The 25,988-nt window shown below is 68.1% G+C and carries 25 protein-coding genes; 17 read left to right on the forward strand and 8 right to left on the reverse strand.

Annotated elements, in window-relative coordinates; all coding sequences use genetic code 11:
- Positions 1-15 precede the first annotated feature (15 nt).
- The 4 genes from dnaJ (at position 16) to H1343_RS00540 (ending at position 3,261) form a co-directional block, all read left to right on the forward strand.
- Positions 16-1,170, forward strand: a complete 1,155-nt coding sequence (gene dnaJ / locus H1343_RS00525) for a molecular chaperone DnaJ (protein WP_185984061.1) — start codon at positions 16-18, stop codon at positions 1,168-1,170.
- Positions 1,171-1,222: 52 nt separating this feature from the next.
- A complete protein-coding gene (locus tag H1343_RS00530) occupies positions 1,223-1,843 on the forward strand; it encodes a class I SAM-dependent methyltransferase (protein ID WP_246333183.1) in 621 nt (206 codons plus the stop codon).
- Positions 1,844-1,907: 64 nt separating this feature from the next.
- Entirely contained in the window at positions 1,908-2,507 is a 600-nt protein-coding gene (locus H1343_RS00535) for a class I SAM-dependent methyltransferase (RefSeq protein ID WP_185984062.1), read from the forward strand.
- 181 nt (positions 2,508-2,688) lie between these two features.
- The gene (locus H1343_RS00540; RefSeq protein WP_185984063.1) at positions 2,689-3,261 is read left to right on the forward strand and encodes an HdeD family acid-resistance protein; all 573 of its coding nucleotides are present in this window, start codon (positions 2,689-2,691) and stop codon (positions 3,259-3,261) included.
- A 108-nt stretch (positions 3,262-3,369) separates the two neighbouring features.
- On the opposite strand, the gene H1343_RS00545 is transcribed toward H1343_RS00540, so the two are convergent.
- The gene (locus tag H1343_RS00545) at positions 3,370-4,119 is read right to left on the reverse strand and encodes an SDR family NAD(P)-dependent oxidoreductase (RefSeq protein ID WP_425484669.1); all 750 of its coding nucleotides are present in this window, start codon (positions 4,117-4,119) and stop codon (positions 3,370-3,372) included.
- Positions 4,120-4,251: 132 nt separating this feature from the next.
- On the opposite strand from H1343_RS00545, the gene hrpB reads away from it, so the two are divergent.
- The 3 genes from hrpB (at position 4,252) to H1343_RS00560 (ending at position 8,789) form a co-directional block, all read left to right on the forward strand.
- Positions 4,252-6,717: an ATP-dependent helicase HrpB gene (gene hrpB, locus H1343_RS00550; protein ID WP_185984065.1), complete on the forward strand. Its 2,466-nt coding sequence runs from the start codon at positions 4,252-4,254 to the stop codon at positions 6,715-6,717.
- Positions 6,718-6,787: 70 nt separating this feature from the next.
- Positions 6,788-8,182: an ActS/PrrB/RegB family redox-sensitive histidine kinase gene (locus tag H1343_RS00555; protein ID WP_246333646.1), complete on the forward strand. Its 1,395-nt coding sequence runs from the start codon at positions 6,788-6,790 to the stop codon at positions 8,180-8,182.
- A gap of 19 nt (positions 8,183-8,201) precedes the next feature.
- On the forward strand, positions 8,202-8,789 hold the full coding sequence (locus H1343_RS00560; protein ID WP_185984067.1) for an ActR/PrrA/RegA family redox response regulator transcription factor: 588 nt from the start codon (positions 8,202-8,204) through the stop codon (positions 8,787-8,789).
- Between the two features lie 29 nt (positions 8,790-8,818).
- Here H1343_RS00560 and H1343_RS00565 read toward each other — a convergent pair whose 3' ends face one another.
- Positions 8,819-9,325 carry an MmcB family DNA repair protein gene (locus H1343_RS00565; protein WP_185984068.1) on the reverse strand — a complete coding sequence of 169 codons (507 nt, stop codon included), beginning with the start codon at positions 9,323-9,325 and terminating at the stop codon, positions 8,819-8,821.
- Positions 9,326-9,403: 78 nt separating this feature from the next.
- A complete protein-coding gene (gene cueR / locus H1343_RS00570; protein ID WP_185984069.1) occupies positions 9,404-9,823 on the reverse strand; it encodes a Cu(I)-responsive transcriptional regulator in 420 nt (139 codons plus the stop codon).
- A gap of 230 nt (positions 9,824-10,053) precedes the next feature.
- Here cueR and H1343_RS00575 point away from each other — a divergent pair, with 230 nt between their 5' ends.
- Complete coding sequence (locus H1343_RS00575) at positions 10,054-10,809, forward strand: L,D-transpeptidase (protein WP_185984070.1); 756 nt, start codon at positions 10,054-10,056, stop codon at positions 10,807-10,809.
- 171 nt (positions 10,810-10,980) lie between these two features.
- Here H1343_RS00575 and hmuQ read toward each other — a convergent pair whose 3' ends face one another.
- The gene (hmuQ, locus tag H1343_RS00580; protein WP_185984071.1) at positions 10,981-11,307 is read right to left on the reverse strand and encodes a heme-degrading protein HmuQ; all 327 of its coding nucleotides are present in this window, start codon (positions 11,305-11,307) and stop codon (positions 10,981-10,983) included.
- Positions 11,308-11,578: 271 nt separating this feature from the next.
- On the opposite strand from hmuQ, the gene H1343_RS00585 reads away from it, so the two are divergent.
- Positions 11,579-12,409 (forward strand): lytic murein transglycosylase, encoded by an 831-nt coding sequence (locus H1343_RS00585; RefSeq protein ID WP_425484670.1) that lies wholly within the window; start codon positions 11,579-11,581, stop codon positions 12,407-12,409.
- Between the two features lie 50 nt (positions 12,410-12,459).
- Here the strand turns inward: H1343_RS00585 and H1343_RS00590 are convergent, their stop codons facing one another.
- Positions 12,460-13,185, reverse strand: coding sequence for a glutathione S-transferase (locus H1343_RS00590; protein ID WP_185984073.1), 726 nt, complete (start codon positions 13,183-13,185; stop codon positions 12,460-12,462).
- Complete coding sequence (locus H1343_RS00595; RefSeq protein WP_185984074.1) at positions 13,182-14,321, reverse strand: catalase family protein; 1,140 nt, start codon at positions 14,319-14,321, stop codon at positions 13,182-13,184. The genes H1343_RS00590 and H1343_RS00595 overlap by 4 nt, the downstream gene beginning before the upstream one ends.
- Before the next feature lie 90 nt (positions 14,322-14,411).
- On the opposite strand from H1343_RS00595, the gene H1343_RS00600 reads away from it, so the two are divergent.
- Entirely contained in the window at positions 14,412-14,741 is a 330-nt protein-coding gene (locus H1343_RS00600; protein WP_185984075.1) for an antibiotic biosynthesis monooxygenase family protein, read from the forward strand.
- Positions 14,742-14,772: 31 nt separating this feature from the next.
- Here the strand turns inward: H1343_RS00600 and H1343_RS00605 are convergent, their stop codons facing one another.
- Positions 14,773-16,371, reverse strand: a complete 1,599-nt coding sequence (locus tag H1343_RS00605) for a bifunctional metallophosphatase/5'-nucleotidase (RefSeq protein ID WP_185984076.1) — start codon at positions 16,369-16,371, stop codon at positions 14,773-14,775.
- 156 nt (positions 16,372-16,527) lie between these two features.
- On the opposite strand from H1343_RS00605, the gene H1343_RS00610 reads away from it, so the two are divergent.
- The 5 genes from H1343_RS00610 (at position 16,528) to phnE (H1343_RS00630) (ending at position 22,330) form a co-directional block, all read left to right on the forward strand.
- Positions 16,528-18,702, forward strand: a complete 2,175-nt coding sequence (locus tag H1343_RS00610; protein ID WP_185984077.1) for a malate synthase G — start codon at positions 16,528-16,530, stop codon at positions 18,700-18,702.
- 137 nt (positions 18,703-18,839) lie between these two features.
- Complete coding sequence (gene phnD / locus H1343_RS00615; RefSeq protein ID WP_185984078.1) at positions 18,840-19,802, forward strand: phosphate/phosphite/phosphonate ABC transporter substrate-binding protein; 963 nt, start codon at positions 18,840-18,842, stop codon at positions 19,800-19,802.
- A gap of 73 nt (positions 19,803-19,875) precedes the next feature.
- Positions 19,876-20,709 carry a phosphonate ABC transporter ATP-binding protein gene (phnC, locus tag H1343_RS00620; RefSeq protein WP_185984079.1) on the forward strand — a complete coding sequence of 278 codons (834 nt, stop codon included), beginning with the start codon at positions 19,876-19,878 and terminating at the stop codon, positions 20,707-20,709.
- Complete coding sequence (gene phnE, locus H1343_RS00625) at positions 20,706-21,515, forward strand: phosphonate ABC transporter, permease protein PhnE (protein WP_185984080.1); 810 nt, start codon at positions 20,706-20,708, stop codon at positions 21,513-21,515. The genes phnC and phnE (H1343_RS00625) overlap by 4 nt, the downstream gene beginning before the upstream one ends.
- Entirely contained in the window at positions 21,515-22,330 is an 816-nt protein-coding gene (phnE, locus tag H1343_RS00630; protein WP_185984081.1) for a phosphonate ABC transporter, permease protein PhnE, read from the forward strand. The genes phnE (H1343_RS00625) and phnE (H1343_RS00630) overlap by 1 nt, the downstream gene beginning before the upstream one ends.
- A 47-nt stretch (positions 22,331-22,377) precedes the next feature.
- Here the strand turns inward: phnE (H1343_RS00630) and H1343_RS00635 are convergent, their stop codons facing one another.
- On the reverse strand, positions 22,378-23,574 hold the full coding sequence (locus H1343_RS00635) for an NAD-dependent epimerase/dehydratase family protein (RefSeq protein ID WP_185984082.1): 1,197 nt from the start codon (positions 23,572-23,574) through the stop codon (positions 22,378-22,380).
- A gap of 124 nt (positions 23,575-23,698) precedes the next feature.
- On the opposite strand from H1343_RS00635, the gene H1343_RS00640 reads away from it, so the two are divergent.
- Entirely contained in the window at positions 23,699-24,751 is a 1,053-nt protein-coding gene (locus H1343_RS00640) for a glycosyltransferase family 4 protein (RefSeq protein ID WP_185984083.1), read from the forward strand.
- A gap of 87 nt (positions 24,752-24,838) precedes the next feature.
- On the forward strand, positions 24,839-25,882 hold the full coding sequence (locus tag H1343_RS00645; RefSeq protein WP_185984084.1) for a GlxA family transcriptional regulator: 1,044 nt from the start codon (positions 24,839-24,841) through the stop codon (positions 25,880-25,882).
- Positions 25,883-25,988 lie beyond the last annotated feature (106 nt).

Below are 25,988 nucleotides of genomic sequence, written 5' to 3' on the forward strand. Positions count from 1 at the left end.
GACGAAGAGAGATCCGTGTCCGTTAAGGCTGACTATTACGAGATGCTCGGCGTCGCCCGAGGCTGCGACGAGAAGACCCTGAAGGCGTCCTTCCGCAAGCTGGCGATGCAGTACCACCCGGACCGCAATCCCGGAGACGAGGCCGCCGAAATCCGCTTCAAGGAGATCGGCGAGGCCTACGAGGTTCTGAAGGACCCGCAGAAGCGCGCCGCCTACGACCGTTTCGGGCACGCCGCCTTCCAGAATGGCGGTGCCGGCGGCGCAGGCTTTCGCGGCGACTTCTCCTCCTCGATGGCCGACATCTTCGACGACATCTTCGGCGAGATGATGGGCCAGCGACGCGGGAGGGCTGCCGGCGGCGCTTCGGGCCGCGAGCGCGGCTCCGACCTCCGCTACAACATGGAGATCAGCCTCGAGGAGGCGTTCAACGGCAAGACCGCCGAGATCGGGGTGCCGACGACGATCCAGTGCGATGCCTGCACGGGCACCGGCGCGAAGGCCGGCACCGCGCCGCGCGCCTGCCCGACCTGCGGCGGCGCCGGCCGCGTGCGCGCCGCGCAAGGGTTCTTCTCTGTCGAGCGCACCTGCCCCACCTGCCACGGGCGCGGCCAGATGATCGCCGACCCGTGCGACAAGTGCGGCGGCGACGGGCGCCTGCCCGAGGAGCGCGACCTTTCGGTGAACATTCCGGCCGGCATCGAAGACGGCACGCGCATCCGACTTGCCGGCGAGGGCGAGGCTGGGCTTCGCGGCGGGCCGGCGGGCGATCTCTACATCTTTCTTTCCGTGCGACCGCACGAGTTTTTCCAGCGCGACGGTGCGGACCTTTACTGCAAGGTGCCCGTCTCGATGACGACGGCGGCGCTCGGCGGAGCCTTCGAGGTGACGACGCTCGACGGCGCCTCAACGCGCGTGAAGGTTCCCGAAGGCACGCAGAGCGGCAAGCAGTTCCGCGTGCGCGGCAAGGGCATGCCGGTGCTGCGCTCCAACCAGACGGGCGACCTCTTCATCCAGGTGGCCATCGAGACCCCGCAGAGCCTCTCGCGGCGCCAACGCGAGCTTCTCGAGGAATTCGAGGAGATTTCCTCGTCTGAAAATTCGCCGCAATGTTCCGGGTTCTTCTCGCGTATGCGAGAATTCTTCGAGGGCTTCGGCGAAAGCCGTACCTGAGGGGTACGAAGGTCCTTTGCACGGCCGATCAGTTGAAGGGAGGCGACTGCCGATGCCGTTGGGGACCCGCCTGAAACGCCGCGCCTGTGGCGAGCCCTCGTCGCAAGCGCGTTTCGTCCGCAACTGGCTGCGCAACCCCTTGACCACCGGCGCCGTGTTTCCGTCCTCGCGCGCGCTCGGCTCCACGATGGCCCGGCAGGTGCCGCTGGGCGATGAGGGCGTCGTCGTCGAGCTCGGCCCCGGCACCGGCGTCGTCACGCAGTGCCTGCTCGATCACGGCGTGCCCGCTTCCCGGCTCCTGCTTCTCGAATATTCGCAGGAATTCTGCGCGATGCTGGCAAGCCGTTTTCCCGGTGTCGCCGTCCTGCGCGGAGACGCCTACCAGCCAGGGGAGGCGTTCCGCCAGGCACTCGGCGGGCGCCCGATCGCGGCCGTCGTCTCCAGCCTCCCGCTGATGGCGCGCGGCGAGGCGGACCGCGAGGCGGCGCTCTCGCACCACCTCTCCGCCATGCCCGCTGGCGCCCCCTTCATCCAGTTCACCTATTCGCCGACCCTGCCGGTGCGCCCCGAGCGTATCTCGGCCGATGTGGAGACGCTGCCCTGGGTGCTCCTCAACCTGCCGCCCGCCCGCGTCCTCGTGTATCGGCGCGCTGCCACTGAAGTGCGCGAATAGTCTTCCAACCGTCGCAGTCGCGCCCTAGACTCCTGTAAACGCGAGGCAATTCGAGGGGACGGCGATGACGGGCGGGCAGGCGGATATTCAGGCACGGAGCGGCGAGCGCGGCGACTGGCTGCGGTTCTTCGCGACCTGGGTGCGCAGCCCGCTGAAGGTCGGCGCGATCGCTGCCTCCTCGCCGGCCTATTGCGCCGCGATGGTCGAGCATTCGACGGTCCATCTGCCGGGCCGTGTCCTGGAACTGGGCGCCGGCACCGGCGTCGTCACCCGCGCGCTTCTCGAGGCCGGCGTCCCGCCCGAGCGTATCACCTCGGTGGAATACGACCCCGCCTTCGCCAAGGCGCTCGTGCGCCGCTTTCCGGGCGTCGATGTGATCTGCGGCGACGGGCTGGACCTGACCGACACGCTCGCCGGGCGCGAAGACGAGAAGTTCGCGAGCGTCCTCCTTGCGATCCCCATCGTCCGTTATCCGCAGGAAGAGCGGCGACGTCTGCTTTCGGCGTATTTCGACCGCGTGGTCGAGGGCGGCAACGTCACCCAGCTCTCCTACTCTCTGGTGCCGCCCATCAAGCCTGACCCCGCCCTTTTCACCGTGCGCTCCTCGGCGGTCGTGTGGGCCAACATTCCGCCCGCGCGTATCTGGATCTACGAGCGCGCCTGAACGCGAGCCCAGGCGGAGGTGAGACGGGAACCTGTCGGGCTCCAACCGGTTCATCGGGGATAGAACCCCTGGAGCGCCGCGTCCTCGCGCGAAGGTCGTTCTATTACCGTGAATCCACGCGTCGCGCGTTTCGGAAACCCAGCACGGTTTTTCGCGCCTGCGCTGTAGGGGGACCGCATCGATGACGACGAGTGCCGAACAGGACTGGAACGCGGCCGCGAACGAAGCGCGACGCGAATTGCGCGAGCGCTGGAAATCCTTCGCCTTTCAAGGCGCGCTGATGCTTGTGATCGGCTTCCTCGCCATCGTGATGCCCTTCGCGGCGACCTTCGCAACCGTTCTCTTCTTCGGCTGGCTCCTGCTCATCGGCGGTATCTTCGCCGTCATCGGCGCCTTCTCCATGCGTCGGCGCCGCGGCTTCGGCTCGCAGCTCGCCATCGCAGTCGCCTCGATCCTGCTCGGCCTCGTCATGCTGTTCGATCCGTTCGCCGGTGCCGTCGCGCTCACCTGGCTGCTGGCGCTGTTCTTCCTCATCTCGGCCTATTCGAGCTGGGCGCTTTCGCGCGAGATGAAGGCGCACGGTCTCAGCAGCTGGCCGCTGATTCTCTCGGCGGCGGTGAACGTGATCCTCGCTCTCTACATCGTCATCGGCCTGCCGCAGACCGCCGTCATCGCGGTCGGTCTGTTCATCGGCATTTCCTTCGCGATGTCGGGCGCGACACTGCTGATCGCCGCGCTGGAAGCGCGGCGTTAGAACCTCGCCCCCGAAACCGTCTCGGTTTCCAGGACACGCAATCCGTCGATCTCGTCAAGGCACCTTCGCGCGCTGCGGAAGCCCGCGCGAAGTTGGCGCTATCGTCCGTCAGACGTGCTGGCCGCCATTGATGTGGATTTCGGCGCCGGTCACGTAGGAGGACTGGCCCGAGCACAGGAAGTAGATGATGTCGGCGACCTCGGAGGTCAGGCCGAGCCGGCGAAGCGGGATCGTCTCGACGATCTTCTCGGTCCCGGGTGACAGGATCGCCGTGTCGATCTCGCCTGGCGCGATGGCGTTCACGCGAATGCCGTGCGGTCCGAAATCGGCCGCCATCTCCCGCGTCAGCGAGGCCAGTGCGGCTTTCGACGTCGCATAGGCCGTACCCGCGAAAGGATGGACGCGGCTGCCCACGATCGACGTGACGTTGACGATCGAGCCCTGGGCCTTCGCCAACTCCTCGTGGAGACCGCGCGCCAGCATGATCGGCGCGAAGAAGTTCACCTGGAAGACGTCGCGCCAGACATGCATCGGCGTGCGGATCGAATCCATCCGCCCGCCCTTCTCCGCCTTGGGCGAGATGGCCGCATTGTTGACGAGGGCGTGGAGGCGCGAGCCGTTCGCCTCAAGCCGCCGCCCGATCTCCGAAACGGCGTAGCCGACATCCTCGGGGTCCGAGAGATCGACCTTGATGTGATCTTCCGGTCCCGCCGGCCAGGGGCAGTCCTGCGCGAATTCCTGCCGCGAACAGGTGATGACGCGCCATCCCTCGCGCGAGAAGCGCTTCACCGTGGCATGGCCGATGCCGCGCGAGGCGCCCGTGAGGACGATCGTCCTGCGCTCGTCCTGCGTTTCCATGTCCGCCATCGTCCGTTTCCCGCTGTGCCGCCGCCTCTCTTAGCGCACCACATGCGAAGCGCGAAGGGCCGGGATGAACGCAGGCAGCGATTGACGCCGCGCCGCTCATCATCCTAACCCGACGCGAGATAGATGACGAGCGCTCCCGACCTTCCCGACCTGCCGATCCGAGAGGTGCTGGAGCCGCTGGCAGCCGCGCTCGGGGAAACGCGCCAGGCAGTGCTCGTCGCGCCGCCCGGCGCAGGCAAGACGACGGTCGTGCCTCTCGACCTGCTCACCCGACCCTTTCTCGACGGCAAGCGCATCATCCTCGTCGAACCGCGCCGTCTTGCCGCGCGCGCCGCCGCAAGCCGGATGGCCGATCTCCTGCGCGAAAAGGTCGGCGAGACGGTCGGCTGGCGCATGCGCCTCGATACGCGCGTCGGCCCGCGCACCCGCATCGAGGTCGTGACCGAAGGCGTCTTCACGCGCCTGATCCTCGCCGACCCGGAGCTTTCGGGCATCGGCGCCGTCCTCTTCGACGAATTTCACGAGCGCTCGCTGGACGGCGATTTCGGGCTCGCGCTGGCGCTCGACGTGAAGGGCGCGCTGCGTGCCGATCTCGCCATCCTCGTCATGTCGGCGACGCTCGACGGGGCGCGCGTCGCCGCGCTCCTCGACGGCGCGCCCGTCATCGAAAGCGCCGGCCGCGCCTTTCCGGTCGACATTCGTTATCGCGACAAGCCCGGCACCGAGCGCATTGAGGATGCGGTTGCCGCCGCCGTCCTCGACACGCTTAGAGAGGAGCCCGGATCCGTCCTGTGCTTCCTGCCGGGCCAGCGCGAGATCGAGCGCACGGCCGAACGCCTCACGGGACGCCTGCCGGCGAACACGGTGCTGGCACCGCTTTTCGGCGCGATGGAGGCGGGCGCGCAGGATCTCGCCGTTCGCCCCGCCCCGCCCGGCATCCGCAAGGTGGTGCTGGCCACCGCCATCGCCGAGACCTCTCTGACGATCGACGGCGTGCGCGTCGTCATCGACGCCGGGCTCTCGCGCCGTCCGGTGTTCGAGCCGGCCACCGGGCTCTCGCGTCTGGAGACGGTGCGCGCCTCGCGGGCGGCCGCAGACCAGCGCGCGGGCCGCGCGGGGCGCACCGCGCCGGGTGTCGCGATCCGGCTCTGGCGCCGCGAGGGTGAGGCGGCGATGGCCGCCTTCGATCCGCCCGAAATTCTCTCGGCCGACCTTTCCGGCCTCCTCCTCGACTGCGCGGCCTGGGGCGTCGCCGACCCCGCGAGCCTGCGCTTTCTCGACCAGCCGCCGGCGCCGGCGCTCGCGGAGGCCCGCAATCTCCTGGCAGACCTCGGCGCGCTCGACGAAGGCGGCCGCCTGACGGCCGCCGGCGAGGCGATGCGTGTCCTGCCGCTGCCGCCGCGCCTCGCCCGCATGGTGACGGGTGCCGCGAACGGCGCTCCGCGAGGGACGGCGGCGCGGATCGCCGTCCTCCTCACCGAGCGTGGTCTCGGCGGAACGGATATCGACCTCGAAGAACGCCTGCGGCGCTGGCGCAGCGAAAACGGCGCGCGAGCGGCCGGCGCCGACGCGCTGGCCAGGCGCCTGTCGAAGAGCGCCGGCACAGCGGGCGACACCGACAGTGCCGAGCCCGGCGCGCTGCTCGCCCTCGCCTTCCCGGACCGCATCGCGGTCGCGCGTGGCGCGCGCGGCGCCTTCGTTCTGGCGAACGGCCGAGGCGGAGTGGTGGACGAGGCGAGCCGGCTCGCCGACGCACCGATGATCGTCGTCGCCGAACTGCAGGGGCAGGCGCGCGCCGGGCGCATTCTCTCGGCCGCCGCCCTGTCGCGCGAAGGGCTGGATCTCGTCGCCGGCGACCGCATCGTCGAGGAGGAGAGCGTCGCCTTCGATGCAACGAGCCGCTCCGTGCGAGGCCGGCATGTCAGGCGCATCGGCCGCGCCATCCTCTCCCAAGCGCCCCTTGCCGAGCCCTCGCCCGAGGCGGTCGCTTCCGCGCTCGCCGACGGCATCCGCGCGCTCGGCCTCGCTGCGCTGCCCTTCGGCAAGGAGGGAGAGGCATTCCGCGCACGACTTGCCTTCCTCCATCGCACGCTTGGCGAGCCATGGCCGGCGCAGGACAACGAGGCGCTGCTGACGGAGCTCGAGGACTGGCTGATGCCCTTCCTGCCGGGCGTCCGGCGGCTCGACGACATCGCGCCGAACACCCTGCGCGAAGCGCTCGCCGCGCGGCTTCCAGCGGGGCTCGCCGGCAGCGTGGAGGCTGCTGCGCCCTCGCACTTCACCGCGCCCACCGGCTCGCGACTGCCGATCCGCTACGAGCGCGAGGAAGCGATCCTGCCCGTGCGCGTGCAGGAACTCTTCGGCCTGACGCGCCATCCGAGCGTTGCGGGCGGGCGCCTGCCGCTGACGCTGGAGCTTCTGTCGCCGGCGCACCGGCCAATCCAGATCACCCGCGATCTGCCGGGTTTCTGGGCCGGCTCCTGGAAGGACGTGCGCGCCGATCTGCGCGGGCGCTATCCGCGCCATTCCTGGCCGGAGGACCCCGCCGCCGCCGCGCCCACCAGCCGCGCCAAACCCCGCGGCACCTGAAAGGTCTCTGCGGGAATGCGCCGCACTGTCCGTCACGCGCTGCGCATCTATCTGATGCATCATGACCGACATGCCGGACAACCAGGGATCGCGCGTCGCGCTGCCCCTCTTCGCCTCGGCGCTGCGCGAGAGCCAGCGGCTGCGCCTTGCGACGCTGACGAAGCTGCGCTGGCTTTCGGTCGCCGGTCAGGCCGCCGCCTGCATCTTCGTCGCCTGGGGCCTGTGGTTTCCCTTTCCGGTCTGGGCGTGTTTCGGCCTCATCGCGCTGTCGGTGGTGCTGAACCTGTTCTTGAGCTTCAACTACCCGCAGAGCCACCGCCTTTCCTCGCGCGCGGCGGGGCTCATCCTCACCTTCGACATCCTGCAGCCTTCGGGCCTGATGTTCCTCACCGGCGGCGTGCAGAACCCGTTCTCGATCTTCCTGATCGTGCCGGCGATGATCGCGGCGGCCACGCAGCCCGCGCGCACGGTGGTCGGTCTCGGGCTTCTCGCGATCGCCTCGGCGACCGCCCTCGTCTTCTTCCACATGCCGCTGCCGTGGTCGGGCGCCGAGCCGCTGCTGCTGCCAGGCGCGTATCTCGGCGGCATGTGGTTCGCGCTCGCGACGACCATCGTCTTCTCCACCTTCTACATCTACCGCGTCGCAGCCGAGGCGCGGGCGCTGTCCGACGCGCTCGGCGCGACGGAGCTCGTCCTTCAGCGCGAACAGCATCTGTCGGCGCTCGACGGGCTGGCCGCCGCCGCCGCGCACGAACTCGGCACGCCGCTCGCCACCATTGCTCTGGTCGCCAAGGAGATGGGCCGCACGGTGCCGGCGGGCGATCCGCAGCGCGAGGATGTCGACCTCCTGATCGCGCAGTCCCAGCGCTGTCGCGACATACTGCGCCAGCTGACCAGCCTGTCGTCCTCCTCCGAGGTTCATCTGGCGCGCCTGCCCGTGACTTCGCTTCTCGACGAAGTGGTGGCGCCGCATCGCGGCTTCGGCGTGGCGATCCGCGTGAACGCCCACGGCGGCGAGGAGGCCGAGCCGGTGATGCGCCGCAATGCCGGCGTCCTGTACGGCCTCGGCAACATCGTGGAGAACGCGGTGGACTTCGCCCAGAGCGAAGTGACGATCGAATGTCGCTGGAGCGCCGAGGACGTACGCCTCACCGTGATGGATGATGGCAGCGGCTTCGCGCCGGAGACGCTCTCGCGCATCGGCGATCCCTACATGGCCCAGCGTGACGGCGGCGCGCGTGAATCCGGCGGCGGCCTCGGCCTCGGCCTCTTCATCGCCAAGACCCTGCTGGAACGCTCGGGTGCGAACATCCGTTTCGCTAATCGCCCGGAGGCGGAGCGCCCGGGCGCGGTGGTCGAAGTGGTCTGGCCGCGAGAGGCCTTCAACATCGACAGAAGCAGACCTAGCTTGACGGAAGCCGAGGCAGCCCCGCCGGCGATCGCCGACGACAGGCTGCCCGCATGAGACGAGAGGATGAGCGATGATGAGCGAGACCGCGACGCAGACGCCGCACGGCGCGGGCGCGCCCGTCCACGACCTTTCCGGCCTGGAACTGACGATGCTGCTTGTCGACGACGACCGGCCGTTCCTCAACCGGCTGGCACGCGCCTTCGAGCAACGCGGCTTCACGATCACCTCGGCCGAGAACGTCGGTGAGGGATTGGCGGCCGTTGCCTCCGCGCCGCCGGCCTTTGCCGTCGTCGACATGCGGCTGGGCACCGGCAACGGGCTGGAGATCATCGAGGCGCTGCGCCGTCGCCGCCCGGATGCGCGCATCGTGATCCTCACCGGCTACGGCAACATCGCGACGGCCGTGACCGCCGTGAAACTCGGCGCCGTGGACTATCTGGCAAAGCCCGCCGATGCCGACGAGATCATCGGCGCGCTCCTGCGCAAGGGCGATGCGCCGGCGGAACCGCCGGCCAACCCGATGTCGGCCGACCGCGTGCGATGGGAGCACATCCAGCGTGTCTACGAGATGTGCGAGCGCAACGTCTCGGAGACGGCGCGGCGGCTCTCGATGCACCGGCGGACCCTCCAGCGGATCCTCGCCAAGCGCGCCCCCCGCTGAAGGGCGGTTGGGGCGTCGGCTGCTGCGCGTCAGTCCAGCCCGGCGTCGGCGGAGGGCATAGCGAAGGGGTTGGCCGCCCACTCCGCCTGCATCAGTCGGTCCGCAGCGATGCGCGCGAAGCGCAACGTCAAGGCTTTTCGGGTGGCAGACGCCAGGCGGTGCTCAGGCGCCTCGCGCAGAAGCTCCGCGCCATAGCCGTCCGAGAGGATCAGCCCGCACTCCTCCGGGAAAATCTCGACCGGCACGCCCGGATGGGTGGCAAAATAGAGCCGGTCGCAGTGCAGCCGATATTGCGGCCATTTGCGATCGACCCGAAAGTCCTCGATCGAGGTCTTGATCTCCACGATCGAGAATTCGCCCTTCTCGCTCAGGCACAGGAGATCGGCGCGCCGGCCCGAAACCAGCGGGATCTCCGGGAGCACCGAGACGCGCGCTGCCATCATCAGGCGTTGCACGCCGCGCCGGACCATCATCGCGCGTCCGGACTGGCGCCCGTCGACGAGCGGTTCGTCGCGGAAGGGTGAGACGATCGGCATGGCCAACCGCTAGCCGCATTCGGCGGCGCCGATCAAGCAAAAAGAAAACAAAACGGAAACAAGACGCGGCGTGCGCCGTCAGATCCGGCTGGGCTGGCGCGCCACCACCGCGCCCTCGCCTGCAATCTCGTCGAGGATCGGGCAGTCCGGCCCCTCGTCTCCGGCGCATTGATCGGTCAGGGCTTCCAAGGCGCGCTTGAGGGAGTTCAGCTCCTCGATCTTGCGATCGATCTCGACCATCCGGCGCGTGGCGAGGCGGCGCACATCCTCGGAATGGCGGTGCTCGTCACCGTACAGAGACAGAAGTTTCCGTGCCTCCTCGATCGAGAAGCCGAGCGAGCGCGAGCGCTGGAGAAAGCGCAGAAGATGCACGTCGCGCTCGCCATAGTCGCGATAGCCGTTGCGGGCGCGCGACGGGCTGACGAGCCCGACCTCCTCATAGTAGCGAATCGTCTTCGGCGGCAGGCCAGAGCGCCGCGACGCCTCTCCGATGTTCATTCGATTTCCCCAATGCTGCCCTTCGCGCATCGAAGCGTGGGAACGAGATGTCGCGGGCGCGGCGAAGGTCAACTGTGCCCGTGCGGACACAAAGGATTTGTTAACCATAAGGGCGCCTAATGATGACGTTGCCACCACGGGCGCACCGGCTCTAAGACGCGATGGAGAGGAACGTCTCGCACCGCAACCGGCGCACCGTCCTCACGTCACACTCGCCGCGCGGAAGCCCGATGACCATCGCCTCCATCCGATCGCCTCTTCTTGCAGTGCTCCTGGCGGGCGCGGCTCTCGCGGGTTGCACCACCTCTGGCGAGCGCGCCGCGATCGTCGGCCCCGGCGGCACGGCGACGGCGTTTGCAGCCAACCCGCTCGGCTTCCGCTCCGGCGGCCCGCTCGGCCCCGTCGAGCTGACGGCCTATGCCGCGGTGGAGGACGGTGGCTTCTCGCTGCCGGCCATCCCGGTCCAGCGCATCGACCCGCAGTTCCTGCGCCAGCGCGTCGTCTATGACGGCCAGGGCTTCGAGCCCGGTACCGTCGTCGTCGATACGGGCAGCCACTTCCTCTACGTCGTCGAGCCGTCGGGCACGGCGATGCGCTACGGCATCGGCATCGGCAAGGCGGGCTTCGACTGGTCGGGCGAGGCGTATGTGCGCGACAAGCAGCACTGGCCGCGCTGGTTCCCGCCGAAGGAGATGATCGAGCGCCGCCCCGAACTCGCGCCTTACGGCAACGAGGTCGGCATGGATTCGGGTCTGATGAACCCGCTGGGCGCGCGCGCCCTCTACCTCTGGCAGGGCAACAAGGACACGCTCTACCGCCTGCACGGAACGCCGGAATGGTGGTCGATCGGCAAGTCGGTCTCGTCGGGCTGCATCCGCCTGATGAACCAGGACGTGATGGATCTCTACGAGCGCGTGCCGCTGAACGCCCGCGTCATCGTCCTCAACCCGGGCGAGACGCTGGCCTCCAAGGCGCGCGTTTCCTGAACACGCAGGCGCGTGTGACGAGTTAAAGGGCGGGGGACCGCCGGCCGGACGCTTCGGGGGAAGCGTCCGGCCTTTTTTTGTCGAGGGTTGGCGGACGCTTCGGGGACCGCCGGCTTTTCGTCGAGAGTTGCGGGCGCTTCGGAGGAAGCGCGCCGCCTTTCGCTCAGGGCCTCAGGCGGCCTTGTCGGCGGCGATCGTCTGGATCGGCTCGAAACCCTCGAATTCGGGATGGCCGAGATAGAGCGGCTTGGAGGTCGGTGCGCCGCGATGGGAGGCGCGGAAGCTTTCCGAACGCGTCCAGGCCTCGAAGTCGGCCTTGGAGCGCCACACGGTGTGGGAGGCGTAGAGCTGGTGATCCGCGCGCTCCGGCCCTTTCAGCATGTGGAACTCGACGAAGCCCTCCATGCCGGCCAGATGCGACTGGCGATTGAGCCAGACGGCCTCGAACTCCTCCTGAGAGCCGAGCGCCACCTTGAAGCGGTTCATGGCGATGAACATCGAGCCTGTCTCCTTCTGTCGGCCGAGCCTTTCTGCCTCGCTTTTCGCATGGCGCGAAAGACTTGCGAAGGGTAGCGATGGCGAAAGCGATGCCGCAAGCGTGATGACGAGGCGTCTCGCGCGCTCCGCACTGTCTTCCGCGCGCACTACGCAAACCTTTTGGTACGGATTAGGCGGCAAGATGCGCGCCGAAGGGCGGCGCCGAAGTCTTGCAGCCGCAGCGTCGTTCCCCGGAACGGCCGACAACCGTTCGAGGAGACGTGGAATGAGCATGTTCGCAAGTGGCGTTTTCGCAAGACTGGGACGCAGCGCGCTCGTCGCCGGCGCACTTCTGGCCGGCGCCGTGCCGGCGCTGGCCCAGAGCTGCGGCGACAGCGCGCAGGGCTTCGCGCCCTGGCTGGAGAGCTTCAAGCAGACCGCGCGGCAGGCCGGGATCGGCCAGAACACCATCGACACCGCGCTCGGCGGCGTGACCTACAATTCCGAGGTCATCCGCCTCGACCGCAACCAGCGCTCCTTCCGCCTGTCGCTCGACGAGTTCATGGAACGCCGCGCGCCGGCCTCCTTCGTCCAGCGCGGCAAGCGCATCATGGCCGAGAACGCCGCGCTGCTCGACCGCGTCGAGCGGCAGTACGGCGTGCCGCGCGAGATCCTTGTCGCCATCTGGGGCATGGAGACCGGCTTCGGCGCCAATTCCGGCAACATGAACATCTTTCGCTCGCTGGCGACGCTCGCCTACGACTGCCGTCGCGCCGACTTTTTCACCAACGAGCTCTTCGCCGCGCTGCAGATCGTCGATCGCGGCGACAAGCGCGCGCAGGACATGGTCGGCGCCTGGGCGGGCGAGATCGGCCAGACGCAGTTCCTCGCCTCCAACTACCTGCGCTACGCGGTAGACGGCGATGGCGACGGGCGCCGCGACCTCATCCGCTCGCGGGCCGACGTGCTGGCTTCCACGGCCAACTTCCTGCGCCAGCACGGCTGGCAGCCGGGCGCCGGCTACATGGAAGGCCAGCCGAACTTCGCGCGCCTGCGCGACTGGAACCGGGCCGGCGTCTACCAGCAGGCGCTGGCGCTCTTCGCCTCGCGCCTCGCCAACTGACGTTCGAGCCACTTGAGTTCAAAAGGCCCCGGCGTTGCCGGGGCCTTTTTTCATTCCGCGTCCAGTTCGGGATAGTGGCGAAAGATGCCGTTCTCGTTGAAAGGCTGGCGGCGTTCGCTTTTGAGATAGGCCGAAACCCTGTCATGAGCGCGCACCGTCTCGACGAGCGCGATGACCTTCGGATGCTCGCCCTCGATCGCCTTCATCCGGCGCGGAAAGGCGTAGCGCAGCCCCTCGACGAGCTGGAACAGGCCGAGATCGGCATAGGTCAGGCGGCCACCAATGAGGTATCCCGAGCCGTTGGCGGCGACGAGTTCCTCGTACCAGCCGACGAATTTCGGCATGCGCTCGGCCCGGAATTCCTGCGCTCTGCGAAGCGCCTCCGTCTTCTGATCCTCGTAGTAGAGCCCGGCGCCGACCGGATGGTGGACGTCGTGCGCCTCGGCGACGACATCGGCCGTCGTCATCGCGATCGAGCGCGCGAAATGGCGATCGGCTTCGCCGTCGGGCGCCAGCCCCAGCTTCTCGCCGAGATAGGCCGCGATCACGCCGGCCTGAGAGATGATCACGTCGCCATCGACGAGAAAGGGCGGCGCGAAAGGGATTCTGCGGCCGCGCTCGCCGTCGAGGAAGGCCTGCATCGCCGCCATCCCGCCGCCCTGGCTTTCGGGCAACTGCGCCATCTCGCGATAGGGCGCCCCGGCGGCTTCCAGAACGAGGCGCGGAAATTCTCCGCGGCCGGGGATGCCCGGCCAGTACCAGAGGTCGAAGCTCATGCCGCGCGCTCCTCGGCTTTGGGAGCGTCAATCTCCGCCGCGCTCGCCGGCTCGTGCATCGGACACCCGTTGAAGCGTCGTCGCTCGGTGGACGACATCTCGTAGGCCGGCTTGCGCACGCGCATCACCGAGCCGAGCGGACGGTGCGCGGCGAGCCCATGCCACGGCGCGAAGGCCAGTTCCTCGTCGAGCCGTTCGGTGCGCTTCTCGCCCCAGGACGTCTGGCGACCGACGACGATCCGCGCCACCGGCACATAGGGGCTCTTGTCCTCCGGCCAGACGACCGAGGCGTCCTCGATGGGCATCGTCTCCGGGTCGGTCAGGAGCTGGACGGAGAGTTCCCACTCCCCGCCGCCTTCGGAGAAGATCTTCGCCACCTCCTCGCGCAGCGCATCCGGCCGGCCCGCCACCTGGACGGGCTGGTCCTTCAGCGCCTTCAGACGCTCGGTGACGGGCGCGATGCGGATCTTCCCCATATAGGGGCCGAAGAGCAGCGGAGCCTGCGAGAAGAAGGTCTCGCCGAGGATGTGGGTGGCGGGATGGCCGCCGAGCGCCTTGAGCGGAGTGGCATCGCCGCCCGCCGCTTCCACCGCAGCGCCGACGCCGCGCAGCACCGCCGACAGGCCCTTCTTCAGCGCCTGCGGCGTGTCGGTCGTGCGCGAGAGAAGCTTCAGGCTCTGCAGAAAGGCCGCTGCCGTGGGCGCCACGAAGGCCGGCCCGTTGGCGGTGACGAAATCCTGCGTCACGTCGCCTTCGGAGCCGGGCAGGCGCTCACCCTCGACGCCGACGATCTTCATGGCGAGGCCGCGCGGCACCGAAACCGCATCGTCGAGGATGTCGCCGGGATTGGTGGAGAAGCGCAGCACGGCCGGGTAGGATTTCGGTTCCGCGAACGCGCCTTGCGCCAGTTCCTTCGGAAGACCCGGCAAAACGTCGAGCCGCCCCGTCAGAATGCCGTGCGCCTTGGCGTGGACGGTGCGCACGCCGCGCCCGTAATCCTTCTCGGTGATCTCGATGATCCGCCGCATCTCGGCGACGATGCCCTCGGCGGTCTCCTTCTCGTTCTCCTCCTCGATCTCGAAGGCGGGATCGTAGGGAACCGGGCGGATCGAGAGCTTTTCGTAGATCGACGGCATGATGCGCTCCGCTTTCCTGGAATCGTTTCGGGCAACGCGGCCGACGGGATGCGCGTTCCTCGCATGGAGCGAACGATCAGGAGCGGGCTCATGGAGAGTGGCGGACCCGGCGTCGCGCGCATCTGGCGCGGGCGCGTGAGATCGGAGCGGGCCGACGAGTACGAGGCCTACAATTACGAGGTCGGCATCAAACCGCTGATCGAGAAGGCGATGGGCGTGCAGACCCTGCGCGAGGACCGCGAGGGCGAGACGGAGTTCATGACCATCTCCTACTGGGCGGATGTCGAGGCGATGGCCGCCTTCACCGGCAAGGACCCGGCGGCGATCCATCATCTGCCGCGCGACGAGGAGTTCCTGATCGAGTTGCCCAAAGCCGTGCAGGTGCTGCGGCTGCGGCGCAGCCACGGCGTGACGGGCTGATGAGGCGCACTTAAAGCCCGCCCCCGACGCCTCAATCCACCTCGTTGATGCGGCCGTCGAGATAGGGCTCGTAGGCGCCGCCCTGCGCGGCGAGATAGTCGGCGACCACGGTGTCGATCGTCGGCCCGAAATCATAGACGTTCTGCGCGTCCACGAAGCTCTCGTAGCCGTCGCCGCCGTTGCGCATGAAGTTGTTCGAGGCGACGAGATAGGTGGCCTGCGGATCGATCGGCACCCAGTCGTCCCCCTGCATCACCCGCACCGCCCGGATGCGACTGCCGGGCTCGGCCGTGCGCGACCAGTCGTATTCGAGGCCGGCGACCTGCGGGAAGCGCCCCGCGCCCTCCTCGACCGCACCGACGCCGTTCTCCAGCGCGGCCAGGATCGCCTGGCCGGACACCTCGAAGGTCGACAGCGTGTTGAGGAAGGGCAGCACCGTCAGCACCTCGCCCTGCGTGATCTCCCCCTCGTCGATCGAGGCGCGCAGGCCGCCGCCGTTGATGATGACGAGTTGCGTGCCCTGCCCGGCCGTGTGCTCGAGCATGGCGTCGGCGACGAAATTGCCCATCTCGCATTCGCCCGAGCGGCAGGATTCGCGCGTTCCGTCGATCGGCCCGGACGTTTGCCCGATCACCTTGTTGCGGATCTCCTCGAGCCCGCCGGACAGTTCGGCCACGCGCGCCTTGACCGTCTCGTCCTCGGGCAGCGTCGATTCGAGGAGGATCGGGTCGCCGCTTGCCGCCGTCACGACGCCGTTCTCGTCGAACGTCACCGTCAACTCGCCGAGATATTGCGTGTAGGCCGCCGCCTGCACGATCGGCACGTCGGTGCCGCCGGGCCCGGTTACCATCGTCGGATACGGGCCCACTGCGCCCTCGACGTCGTTGGCGAGCAGCGTGTGCGAATGGCCGCCGACGATCACGTCGATGCCGTCCACGGCTTCGGCGAGTCGCTGGTCGGCGACGTAGCCGATATGCGAGAGGACGACGATCTTGTCGATGCCCTCGCCGCTCAGCCGCTCCACCTCGCGTCGCACCGCCTCGATCGGCGCCTCGAAGGCGACCTCTCCGGTCATCGCGAGTTCGGGCGTGTCCTCGGCGACGACGCCCACGACGCCGATGCGCTCGCCGCCGACCTCGACGACCGTCGAAGGCAGGATGAGGCCGTCCTCGAGCGCCGGCTCGGCGGAGACGTCGATGTTGGAGGAGAGGAGCGGCACGTCCAGGCCGTTGACGAAGGCGTCCAACTCGGCCGGGCCCTTGTCGAACTCGTGGTTGCCGACCGCCACGGCGTCGTAGCCGATCGTGTTGATCATTTCGGCGGCGACCTCGCCGCCATACTGGACGAAGAAAAGCGTGCCCTGGAACCAGTCCCCCGCGTCGAGGACGAGCGGGTTTTCCGACGCCGCACGCCGCTCCGCGATGGCCGAGGCCAAGCGCGCGATGCCGCCGAAGCATTCGCCGGGTTCGGCGAGCTGCTCGGCAGAGCACGTCGAGCCGGACGAAGTGATCGGCTCGAAACGGTCATGGACGTCGTTGGTGTGGATGATGGTCAGCTCGAAAGCGCTCGCCGGCAGGGCGAGCGAGGCCAGAAGGACCGAAGCGAGGGCGAGCGGGGTGCGGCGGGTCATCGGCGATCCTGATCTTGCGCGGCATGGCATCTTCGCACCCATTTGCGATGAGCGAGCGACACGAAGTCAAGGCGCCGCGTGGCCATCGTGCGATTTGACAGGAGGCCCGCCATGCCCGATTGGCGATGAGGAAACTGGCACGGAAAGGGAGCCCGCATGCCCGAGCATATCGAGATCCACGGCCTGAAGGTCGCCGAAGAGCTGAAGGACTTCGCCGAAGGCGAGGCGCTGCCGGGCACCGGCGTGGAAGCCGACGCCTTCTGGCGCGCCCTGTCGGAGATCCTCCATGACCTCGCCCCGAAGAACCGCGAGCTCCTGAAGATCCGGGACGACTTCCAGGCCAAGATCGATGCCTGGAGCGCCGAGAGGAAGGGCGGCGCGGTGAGCGGCGAGGAGGTCGAGGCCTTCCTGCGCGAGATCGGCTATATCGTGCCGGAAGGCGCGCCCTTTTCGGTCGAGACCGCGAATGTCGACCCCGAGATCGCCAGCGTCGCCGGCCCGCAGCTCGTCGTGCCCGTCACCAACGCGCGTTATGCGCTGAACGCGGCCAATGCGCGCTGGGGCTCGCTCTACGACGCGCTCTACGGCACGGACGCGATCTCCGAGGAGGGCGGCGCCGAGAAGGGCAAGGGCTACAACCCGGCCCGCGGCGAAAAGGTTATCGCCTGGGCACGCGAATTCCTCGACGCCTCCGCGCCGCTTTCGGGCGCCGCCTGGGCGGACGTCGAACGCCTCGTCGTCGAGAACGGCCGGCTCGATGTGGTGGCCGGCGGGCGCCACGTTCCGCTGTCCGATCCCGGACAGTTCGCCGGATACAAGGGCGAGGCGTCCGCGCCGACGGCGGTTCTGCTGGCCACCAACGGCCTGCATGCCGAGATCGTCGTCGATCCGTCCTCGCCGATCGGCATCTCGGACAAGGCCGGCATCTCCGACGTGATCCTGGAATCGGCGCTGACGACCATCCAGGACTGCGAGGATTCGGTCGCGGCGGTGGATGCCGAGGACAAGGTCCTCGTCTACCGCAACTGGCTCGGCCTGATGAAGGGCGACCTGGCCGATACGTTCGAGAAGGGCGGCGAGCGCGTCACGCGGCGCCTCAACCCGGACCGTGAATACACCGCGCCCGACGGCTCCAGGCTCACGCTGCCCGGCCGCTCTCTGATGCTTGTGCGCAATGTCGGGCACCTGATGACCAACCCCGCCGTCCTTCTGCGCGACGGGTCCGAGGCGCCCGAGGGCCTTCTCGATGCGATGTTCACCTCGCTCATCGCCATGCACGATCTGAACAAGGCCGAGGGCGAGAAGAACTCGCGCGCAGGCTCGGTCTACATCGTCAAGCCGAAGATGCACGGGCCCGACGAGGTGGCGTTCGCCGACGAGATCTTCAGCCGCGTCGAGGCCGCGCTCGGCATCGCGCCCAATACGCTGAAGATGGGCATCATGGACGAGGAGCGCCGCACCACGGTGAACCTTGCCGAGTGCATCCGCCGGGCGAAGAACCGCGTCGTGTTCATCAACACAGGCTTCCTCGACCGCACCGGCGACGAGATGCACACCTCGATGGAACTCGGCCCGATGATCCGCAAAGGGGACATGAAGGCGTCGACCTGGATCAAGGCGTACGAGGACCGCAACGTCGACACCGGTCTTGCCTGCGGCCTCAAGGGCCACGCGCAGATCGGCAAGGGCATGTGGGCGATGCCCGATCTGATGGCCGCGATGCTGGAGCAGAAGATCGGTCACCCGCAGGCCGGCGCCAACACGGCCTGGGTGCCCTCGCCGACGGCCGCGACGCTGCACGCGACGCATTATCACCGCGTCTCCGTGGCCGAGAGACAGGCCGCGCTCGAAGGCGGCACGCGCACAAAGCTCGCCGACATCCTCACCATCCCCGTCGCGGTGCGGCCGAACTGGACGCCCGAGGACGTTCAGGCCGAACTCGACAACAACGCGCAGGGCATCCTCGGTTACGTGGTGCGCTGGATCGATGCGGGCGTCGGCTGCTCGAAGGTGCCGGACATCAACGATGTCGGCTTGATGGAGGACCGCGCCACCTGCCGCATCTCCTCGCAGCACATCGCCAACTGGATGCGCCACGGCGTGGTCAGCCAGGATCAGGTCATTGAAACGATGAAGCGCATGGCCAAGGTGGTGGACGAGCAGAACGCATCCGACCCGACCTACGAGCCTATGGCGCCGGACTACGACCGCTCGATCGCCTTCCAGGCCGCTGTCGAACTTGTGATCGAGGGCCGCGCGCAGCCGAACGGCTACACCGAGCCCGTGCTGCATCGCCGCCGCTTGGAGAAGAAGGCGCAGCGCGCCGCCTGATATCGCGCGGGGCCCGGTGGCGCACCGGGTCCCGCCCGTCATCGAACCGTCGCACACCTGTCATGTGCGCGTATAGATTGCGTGTCTAAACCCCCCGGTCGCTTTCCTCGAAACGAAGCTCCGAAGGGTGTCCCCGCATGACCGCTCTCTCCTCCGTCCTGATCCGCGGCGCGGCGCTCGCCGCGCTGCTCGTCGCCTCCACGGCCCAGGCCGAATTCCGCCTCGACCCGCGCTTCACCGACGCCGACGGCGACATGGTGGCAGACATCCCGACGGACGAGAGCCAGCTCGTCGATCCCGACACGCTGATCTTCGCCTACACGCCCGTCGAGGATCCCGCGATCTACGCCGACGTGTGGGACGGCTTCATCGAGCATCTGTCCGAGGCCACCGGCAAGCCGGTGCAGTTCTTCCCCGTCCAGTCGAACGCGGCGCAGCTCGAGGCCATGCGCGCCGGACGCCTGCACATCGCCGGCGTCAACACGGGCGGCAACCCGATCGCGGTCGCCTGCGCCGGCTTCCGGCCCTTCGCCATGATGGCGGCGATGGACGGCTCCTACGGCTACGAGATGGAGATCATCACCCATCCCGACTCCGGCATCACCGAGGTCGCGGACCTTGCGGGCAAGAACGTTGCCTTCACCTCCGAGACGTCCAATTCCGGCTTCAAGGCGCCGTCCGCGTTGCTGGCCAGCGAGTTCGACCTGACGGCGGGCGAGGATTTCCAGACCGCCTTCTCCGGCGCGCATGACAACTCGATCCTCGGCGTTGCCAACAAGGATTACGACGCCGCCGCCATCGCCAACTCGGTCATGGGCCGCATGATGGAGCGCGGCGTCGTCAGCCAGGATCAGATCGTCTCCGTCTACAAGTCGGGCACCTTCCCCACCACCGGCTACGGCGTCGTCTACAACCTGACGCCTGAGCTCCAGCAGCAGATCCAGGACGCCTTCTTCTCCTTCGACTGGGAAGGCTCGGGTCTCGCCGAGGAGTTCGGCTCGCAGGGCGAGGAGCAGTTCATCCCGATTTCGTTCCAGGAGCACTGGGCCGTCATCCGCGACATCGACGCCGCGATGAACGTCTCCTACGACTGCCAGTAAGCGGCTCGCCATCACGGGGCGGGCGGTCTGAACAGACCGCCCGCCCTTTTGCATTCGAAAAAAGGGGCGGGTCATGCTGCGGATCGAGGGCCTGGAGAAGCGCTATCGCACGGGTGATCGCGCGCTGAAGAACGTCTCGCTGACGGTCGGCTCGGGCGAGGTCGTCGGTCTTATCGGGCCGTCGGGTGCGGGCAAATCCTCGCTGATCCGCTGCGTCAACCGGCTGGTGGAGCCGAGCGCAGGCCAGATCCTCCTCGGCGACACGCCGATCACCGGCATGGGCCGCGGGGCGCTGCGCCGCGCGCGGCGGCGCATCGGCATGATCTTCCAGGAATACGCCCTCGTCGAGCGATTGACGGTGATGGAGAACGTCCTGTCGGGCCGGCTCGGCTACGTGCCCTTCTGGCGCTCCTTCCTGCGCCGCTATCCGCAGGCCGATATCGAGATGGCCTTCGCCCTTCTCGATCGCGTCGGCCTCTCGGACCATGTCGACAAGCGGGCCGACGCGCTTTCGGGCGGCCAGCGCCAGCGCGTGGGCATCGCGCGCGCCCTCGCGCAGGGCCCCGAACTCCTCCTCGTCGACGAGCCGACCGCCTCGCTCGACCCCAAGACCTCGCGCCAGATCATGCGGCTGATCCGCGAGGTCTGCGCCGAGCGCGCCCTGCCGGCGATCATCAACATCCACGACGTCATGCTGGCGCAGGCCTTCGTGGACCGCATCGTCGGCCTGCGCGCCGGCGAAATCGTCTTCGACGGGCGCCCGTCCGAGCTGACCGACGATGTCCTCACCCGCATCTACGGCGAAGAGGACTGGCAGGCACTGCGCAAGGCCCCGGCCGAGGACAGCGAGGCCGCGCCGACCGAGAACGAGCCGAGCGCAGCACGCCCGCTGGAAGCCCTCGCATGACGGACGCCACGACCGCGCCCCGCCACTGGCGAAGGCCACCGCTCTTCATCAGGAGTCGCACGACGCGGATCGTCGTCTATGGCGGCGCGCTCCTCTATCTGGTCCTGGCGCTCGCCTCGATCGAGGTCAACTGGGCGCGCGTCGCCGAGGGCATGGACCGCGGCTCGCGCTTCGTGGAAGGCTTCCTCGTTCCCGACTTCACCTCGCGCTGGCGCGACATCCAGCTCGGCCTCGTCGAGAGCCTGACAATGACGCTGTGCGCGACGGTTGTCGGCATCGCGATCTCGGTGCCGATCGGCATCGGCGCGGCGCGCAACGTCGCCCCCCTGCCCGTCTACTGGCTGTGTCGCGCCATCATCACCGTCAGCCGCGCCTTCCAGGAGATCGTGATCGCGATCCTGTTCGTCGCGATGGTCGGCTTCGGGCCGCTGGCGGGCTTCCTGACGCTCTCCTTCGCCACGATCGGCTTCATCGCCAAGCTCCTGGCCGAGGACATCGAGGACATCGACGAGGCGCAGGCCGAGGCGGTGCGCGCGACCGGCGCCTCGTGGTGGCAGCAGATCAATTACGGCATCCAGCCGCAGGTCATGCCCCGTCTCATCGGCCTGTCGCTCTATCGCCTCGACATCAATTTCCGCGAATCGGCCGTCATCGGCATCGTCGGCGCGGGCGGCATCGGCGGCACCCTCAACACCGCCATGCAGCGCTACGACTACGACACGGCGGGTGCGATCATCATCCTGATCATCGCCGTCGTGATGGCGACCGAATACGCCTCCTCCTTCGTGCGAAAGTGGGTGCAGTGATGCCGGCCGCGACCAAAGACGGCGCGCCCTTCTGGCGCAAGCGCACGAGCGCGGCGGAGTGGGCCGGCTGGCTCGCCTGGTTCGCCCTCGCGGTGCTTTTCGTCCTCTGCTTCCATGTGATGACGCAGAACACGATCTGGGCCTTCGCGTGGGACGCGCCACAGCAGGGCGCGGACCTGATCGCCCGCGCCTTTCCCCCGCGCTGGAGCTATGTGGAGCACCTGTGGGGACCGCTCTGGGACACGATCAACATCGCGACCCTCGGCACGCTTCTGGGCACTCTCATCGCCGTGCCGGTCGCGTTCCTCGCCGCGCGCAACACGACGCCGAGCGCGCTCATCCTGCGGCCGCTGGCCCTTCTGATCATCGTCGCCTCGCGCTCGATCAACTCGCTGATCTGGGCGCTGGTGCTGGTGGTGATCTTCGGGCCGGGGCTCCTGGCCGGCATTCTCGCCATCGCGCTGCGCTCGATCGGCTTCGTCGGCAAGCTGCTCTACGAGGCGATCGAGGAGATCGACGAAAGCCAGGTGGAGGCGGTGCGCGCAACGGGCGCCGGCGGCGCCCAGGTTCTGGACTACGCGATCGTGCCGCAGATCCTGCCGGCTTTCGCGGGCATCACGGTGTTCCGCTGGGACATCAACATCCGCGAATCGACTATCCTCGGGCTCGTGGGCGCCGGCGGCATCGGGTTGCAGCTTCAATCTTCGCTGAACACGCTCGCCTGGAGCCAGGTGTCGGTGATCTTCGCGCTGATCCTCGTGACGGTCGTCGTCTCCGAGTGGGTGTCCTCCAAGGTCCGCCACGCGATCATCTAAACGCGCTTCACGCAAAAGCGGCGCCGGTTTCCCGGCGCCGCCCTCGTTCATTCTGCGGCGAGCGGCGGCTGGACCGGCTCGGGGCGCACCCAGCGCGAGGAGCAGACGATGCGGCCGGTGTCGATGCGGTCCGCGTAGCGGCCGGCAACGTTCACGACCTCGTCGAGAAGCCCCTGCGACAGCTTCGTCGGGTCGAGGCCAAGCTTCAGGAGCGAATCGTTGGCGACGACCAACTCGTTCTCCGGCGCCTCCTTGCGCGGGTTCTCCATCAGTTCGACGGGCACGCCGGTCTTGTCGGAGATCATCTGCGCCAGATCGCGGACGCGATGCGTCTCTGTCATCTGGTTCATGATCTTCACCCGCTCGCCGCGCGCCGGGCCGGAACCGATCGCCAGCTCGATGCAGCGCACCGTATCGCGGATGTGGATGAAGGCACGGGTCTGACCGCCCGTACCGTGGACGGTCAGCGGATGGCCGATCGCGGCCTGCGCCAGGAAGCGGTTCAGCACCGTGCCGTAGTCGCCGTCATAGTCGAAGCGGTTGACGAGCCGCTCGTCGAGCTCCGTCTCGGGCGTCGAGGTGCCCCAGACGATGCCCTGATGGAGATCGGTGACGCGCAGGCCGTCGTTCTTGGCGTAGTAGAGGAACAGGAGCTGATCGAGCGTCTTGGTCATGTGGTAGATCGAGCCCGGATCCACCGGGTACAGAATCTCCACATTCGCCTCCGCCCCGCCCGAGCGCAGCGTCGCGTCGATGTAGCCTTCGGGGATCATCATCCCCTTGGTCTTGCCGTAGCCGTAGACGCCCATCGTGCCCAGATGCACGAGATGGGCGTCCGGACAGGCCTCGACCATCGCGCAGAGAACCGCGCTCGTGGCGTTGACGTTGTTGTCCACCGTGTAGCGCTTGTGCCAGGGCGACTTCATCGAATAGGGCGCGGCGCGCTGTTCGGCGAAGTGGACGATGGCGTCCGGACCGATGCGCCGGAACAGCGCCTCCAGCGCGTCGTAATCCTTCGCGACGTCCATCTCTTCGAAGGCGATCGGCCTGTTGCCGGTCTCGCGCCAGGCCTCCAGGCGCTCGGTCAGCTCGCGGATAGGCGTCAGGCTCTGCACACCGAGTTCCTCGTCGGCGCGGCGACGCACGAGATTGTCGACGATGGTGACGTCATGACCGCGAGCGGCCAGATGCAGGGACGTTGCCCAGCCGCAGAAGCCGTCTCCGCCGAGGATGATGATTTTCATGACGCTACGCGTTCCATTGTTACACTGATGCGGACGTTCTAAGCACGGATCACAAAACTGCGACGGCTTTTTTAAGAGCGAACGTGACATGAGTACAAACTTGTCGTCTTTCCAGAACCGCCGGATGAAGATTCTCATCGCGAGCGATGCATGGATGCCGCAGATCAACGGCGTGGTGCGCGTCTTCGAAACCACCGCGAAGCTTCTCGAAGCGATGGGCCACACGGTGGAGGTCGTCGGGCCGGATCGTTTCCGCACCATGCCCGCGCCCGGCTACCCGGAAGTTCGGCTGGCGATCGCGCCCGGCCGCGTGCTGGCCGAAATCATCGAAAGTTTCCGCCCGGACGCGATTCATGTGCCGGTGGAAGGGCCGATCGGTCTTTCGGCCCGCCACTACTGCCGCAAGCACGGCATTCCCTTCACCACCTCGTTCCACACGCGCTTCGGCGAATATTTCGAGAAGCGCGTGGGGATCGGCGGCACCGCCGCGCTCGGCGTGCAGCGCTGGTTCCACTCGGCCGGCGCGGCGATCATGGTGCAGACGAAGACCCTGGAAACCCAGCTCGCCGAGGCGGGATTTGCCAATATCCGCAGTTGGGGCCGCGCCGTGGATACGCGCTTCTTCCGCCCGATGCGCGAGGAAGCCGGATTCGACAAGGATTTCCTCGGCCTGCCCGGCCCGATCTTCCTGTATCTCGGCCGCGTCTCGAAGGAGAAGAACCTCGAGGCCTTCCTCGATCTCGATCTGCCGGGCTCGAAGGTGATCGTGGGCGACGGCCCGGCAGCGCCGGCGCTCCAGAAGGCGTATCCGCAGGCGCATTTCCTCGGCTACCGCACGGGCGAGGATCTCGCCCGGCATCTCTCGGCGGCCGACGTCTTCGTCTTCCCTTCGCGCTTCGAGACCTTCGGCCTCGTCGTCCTGGAGGCGCTCGCCTGCGGAACGCCCGTCGCCGCCTTTCCGGTGCCCGGGCCGCTCGACATTCTCGGCGACAGCCCCGTCGGCGTTCTCGGAGAGGACCTCAGGGCCGGTGCCCTCGCAGCGCTCCGGATCGACCGCGCGGCCTGCCGGCGCTTTGCCGAGGGCTTCTCCTGGGAGGCCTGCACGCGCGAGTTCGAAGGAAATCTCGTGCCGATCCCGCAGGCCGTCTGGGCGCTCGACGCACCGGACGCCGCTTGAACGCTTGCTCCGGCCGCAATTGCGACTTGGATTCGTTCCACGTTTTGCCCAAAGATGACGATCGGGCAACGAACCGGAGGCGGCGCGATGAATGTGAAGCTTCCCGAGCCGCGTCCCGGCTCCGCCAGCGTGCCGCAACTGCGCGTCGGCTTCGTGCTCGCGCACCAGTTCACGCTGTCGGCGCTGTCGCTCTTCACCGACACGCTCCGCCTTGCCGCCGACGAGGGTGACCGCTCGCGTCCGATCCATTGCTCCTGGGCGGTGATGTCGGCGCGCTCGGAGCCGATGCGCTCATCCTGCGGCATCTCGGTCTCCCGCACTTCGCCCTTCGTCGATCCGCGCATGTTCGACTACGTCGTCGCCGTCGGCGGCCTGCTGCACGGCGGCCAGCAGATGGACACGGCCGGCGTCGACTATCTGCGCTCGGCGGCGGCGGCCGGCGTGCCGCTGATCGGCGTGTGCACCGGCTCGTTCATCCTCTCGCGCGCGGGCCTCATGAAGGGCCGGCGCACCTGCGTCTCCTGGTATCACTTCGCCGATTTCGAGGCCGAGTTCCCCGACCAGACGCCCGACGCCGACCGGCTGTTCATCACCGATCGCGATCGCATCACATGCGCTGGCGGCTCGGGCGTCGCGGATCTCGCGGCCCATCTCATCGCAACGCATGTCAGCGCGGCCGCCGCGCAGAAGTCGCTGCACGTTCTACAACTCCAGAACGCGCGTGCCGGCACCGATCCGCAGCCCCATGCCAACGTCGTGCCGGCCGACGACGAGCGCGTTCGCCGTGCCGTGCTCGTGATGGAGCAGCACGTCGCCGAGCCGCTGCCGATCGAGGCGATCGCCAACAAGCTGCGCCTGTCCACGCGCCAGCTCGAGCGCCTGTTCAACGACACGCTCGCGATCAGCCCGGCGATGGCCTACCGCCAGCTTCGCCTGCGCTACGCGCGCCGGCTTCTGGAGACGACGCGCAAGAGCGTGACGCAGATCGCGGTGGAAGCGGGGTTCTGCGACGGCGCGCATTTCGCGCGCCAGTTCAGGGGCTATTTCGGGGTCGCGCCGCGCGATGCCCGCGCCCATGCACGCCCCCTCGGCGCCCGGCCCGCGGTTGACGCGCCGGCACTCACGCTGTAGCCAAAGCCCCTCATCGGGCGGCGCGGTTGGCTCGCAGCCCTCTTTTCTGTCGGGATTCTACCCAGCAGTGTCCGTTCTGGCATCGTCAGCGGACAGGGTTCCCGTC

The organism is Aureimonas mangrovi, assembly GCF_014058705.1.
Classification (GTDB): domain Bacteria; phylum Pseudomonadota; class Alphaproteobacteria; order Rhizobiales; family Rhizobiaceae; genus Aureimonas; species Aureimonas mangrovi.